General features: G+C 75.6%; 3 protein-coding genes and 1 pseudogene. All 4 read right to left on the bottom strand.

The genetic code is table 11. The features are described 5' to 3' along the window. Window positions 1-450: type II secretion system F family protein (locus tag QM634_RS05180; RefSeq protein WP_415041705.1), on the bottom strand; the 450-nt coding region annotated here is incomplete at its 3' end. Then, on the bottom strand, window positions 447-1,226 hold the full coding sequence (locus QM634_RS05175; RefSeq protein ID WP_415041704.1) for a type II secretion system F family protein: 780 nt from the start codon (window positions 1,224-1,226) through the stop codon (window positions 447-449). The genes QM634_RS05175 and QM634_RS05180, both read right to left, overlap by 4 nt. Beyond that, entirely contained in the window at window positions 1,223-2,410 is a 1,188-nt protein-coding gene (locus QM634_RS05170; protein ID WP_415041703.1) for a TadA family conjugal transfer-associated ATPase, read from the bottom strand. The genes QM634_RS05175 and QM634_RS05170 overlap by 4 nt, the downstream gene beginning before the upstream one ends. Then, a pseudogene (locus tag QM634_RS05165) lies at window positions 2,407-2,859 on the bottom strand (hypothetical protein); the annotation flags it as partial. The gene QM634_RS05170 and the pseudogene QM634_RS05165, both read right to left, overlap by 4 nt.

The following is a 2,859-nucleotide window of genomic DNA, read 5'->3' as shown; positions in this document are numbered from 1 at the left end:
GCGCTCGGCCCGCTCGACGGCGGCGTCGCCCGCGGCATCGCGGCGCTGGGCGGCCAGGTCGTCGAGCCCGGCGGCAAACGCGGCGCCCGACGACGAGGTTCGACGCACCAGCGCCGACAGATCGGCCAATCCGGCACCGTCCCCGATCCCACGCCGCCAGGCCTCGCCGGCATCGGTCCCCAGTGCCAGCAGGTCCGCGACCCGGCGCAGCGGTACCGCGACGGCATCCGCGATCGATTCGGCCACTGCGGAAACCGCAGCCGGAGTGGAGAGGCCGGCACGCAGGCAGACGGCGAGCAACTCGAAGGCCGCCGCCTCGGCAAAGGGGCCCGAGGCCCGCGCGTCGGCGGTGCGCGGTGCGACGGGCACCGGTTGTAGGCGCCGCAACGGCCACTGCGGCGGCGGCAGGACCACCAGTGCCGCGGCGACCAGGACCAGTGCCGCGCTCATGACTGCACCCCGTCGACGATGTGCTCGGACCACACCACGCCGACCGCCGCCAGCACCGTCCCGATGACCAGCAGCGTGCCGCCCGGCCCGGGGGCGAGCAGCACGCGCACCGGGTTCGCGCCGATCGCCTGACCGAGGAGCAGGCCGAACAGCGGCAGCACCGCGAGGACGCGCGCGGTGGCCCGCGGACCGGCGAGGGCGGCCTTCGTGCGGGCGGTGAACCGTTGGCGGGCGACCAGGTCGGCGCGGCGCGCGGCGAGAAGGTCGGCGAGCGGCAGGCCGAACCGGGCCGACGCGGCCCACAGGTCGGCGATCGGACCCGATGCCGGCGCGATGTCACCACCCAGGCGCACCTGCGCCGCCAGCGTCGCCAGGTCGCGACCGACCGTTGAGGACGGGTCGTCCAGGAGCACCTCCGACCCAGCCGTCGCACACGCCGCCGCCGTGGGCGCGCCCACCGTGAGCTCGGCGACGACAACGCTGATCGCGCGCAGCGTCGCCTCGTCGCGCTCGGCCGCCTCCCGGTCGCGCGTCGACCGGCGCATCAACCAGGCGGTCACACCGCCGACCACGATCGTCGCCGCCATCACCGCCGGCGAACCGGCGACGACGGCCGCCGCCGCTGCTGCGACGGCCGGTGCGAGCCAGCGGCGGCGCCCGCGCATCCCACGGTCCTCGGGCGCCGATCCAAAGATCCGCCGGAACCGAAAGAGACCCGGCGGCGCCGGGCCGATGATCACGGCCGCAGCGATCAGGACCAGGGCGAGCGCGGTCATGACCGGTCCGCCAGCAGCCGCCGCAGCCGCTCGTGTGCCCGACTGAAGCCTGAGCCGCGCACCCACACCGGCGTGATCTCGACCAACCCCGCGTCGTCGCGCCCGACCAACCCGATCTGGATCAAGCCGCGCCGTCCACCGGTCTCCCGGCCGACGACGAAGACCACCTGCACCGCGGCCGCGAGCTGACTGTGCAGGGCCGGCCGATCGAGTCCGCCGAGCGCCGCCAGTGCCTCCAGGCGCGCGGGCACCTCCATCGCGGAGTTCGCGTGCACGGTTCCCGCCCCACCGTCGTGGCCGGTGTTGAGCGCGGCCAGCAGGTCCACGACCTCCGCACCGCGCACCTCACCGACGACGATTCGATCCGGCCGCATCCGCAACGCCTGCCGGACCAACGCCCGCAGCGGGACCTCGCCGGCGCCCTCGGCGTTGGCCGCGCGGGCCACCAAGCGGACGACGTGGGGATGCTGCGGACGCAGTTCGGGAGCGTCCTCCACGCACACGATCCGCTCGCCGTCGTCGACGATGCCGAGCAGGCTGTTGAGCAGCGTCGTCTTGCCCGCCCCGGTGCCGCCCGCGATGAGGAAGGCGAGCCGTTTGCCGACGATCTCGACGACCAGCCCGCGGACCTGCGCGGGCAGCGCGCCGCACGCGACGAGTGAATCGAAGTCCTGCTGCGCCGGCCGCAGCACCCGCAGCGACAGGCACGTCCCGTCGGCCGCGACGGGCGGGATGACCGCATGCAGTCGGACCGTCGCGCCGTGACGACCGACGTCGCAGAGCTGTCCGTCGACCCACGGCTGCGCATCGTCGAGCCGGCGTCCGGCGCCGAGTGCCAGCCGCGCCGCCAATCGTCGAACTGCGGCGTCGTCCTCGAACGTCACCGGCGTGCGGCGCAGGCCTTGCCCCCGGTCCACCCAGACGGCATCGGGGCCGACGACGAGGATGTCGGTGGTCGCCGGGTCGGCGAGCAGCGCCTCGAGGGGTCCGGCGCCGACGAACTCGGTCTGCAGGTAGCGCAGCGTGGCCAGCAGATCGGTGTCGCCGAGGACCCCGCCGGACTCGACCCGGATCGCGGCGGCCATGGCCTCGACGCTCGGCTCACCCGTTCCCTCCGCATCGGCGGCCAACCGCTCGCGCACCCGGTCGACCAGCGACGGGTCCACGCCCGCGGGCGCACTCACGCGCCCACCTCGTCCAGGCGCCCGCACAGCCGTCGGCCGATCTGTGCCAGTGGGCTGCGCCCGCCGGGGCGCAGCGGTCGGCTCTCCATCCGTGCCGGCAGCGACGGATCCGACCGATAGCCGGCCAACAGCGGCAGGCCCACGGCCCAGGCCATCTCGTCGACGGGCAGTCCGCCGGGCGCGGGCCCGCGCAGCACCAATTCGACCGGCGCCCGGTCGACGGCCAGCGCCTCCCGGGTCGCGCGGGCAGCGGCGATCGCCGACAACCTGCCCTCGCTCACGACCGCGACGAGGTCGGCGCGCAGGACGAGCTCGTCCCGCAGCGCCGGATCGGTGCGCGGGACGTCCACGATGACGGCATCGCCCCCGGCGCGTCCGGCGTCGACGGCCGCGACCACCGCCTCGGCGCGCACCGGCCGGTCGCCGCCACCACCGGCGGCCAGGACCGT

The sequence above is a fragment of the Gordonia sp. (in: high G+C Gram-positive bacteria) genome (assembly GCF_047606305.1).
Lineage (GTDB): Bacteria > Actinomycetota > Actinomycetes > Mycobacteriales > Mycobacteriaceae > Gordonia.
This window is presented reverse-complemented; position numbering and strand designations above follow the sequence as displayed.

What these genes read in the sequence shown, in the direction of transcription:
- QM634_RS05175 (WP_415041704.1), bottom strand. Translation starts at nt 1,226, where the DNA reads ATGACCGCGCTCGCCCTGGTCCTGATCGCTGCGGCCGTGATCATCGGC.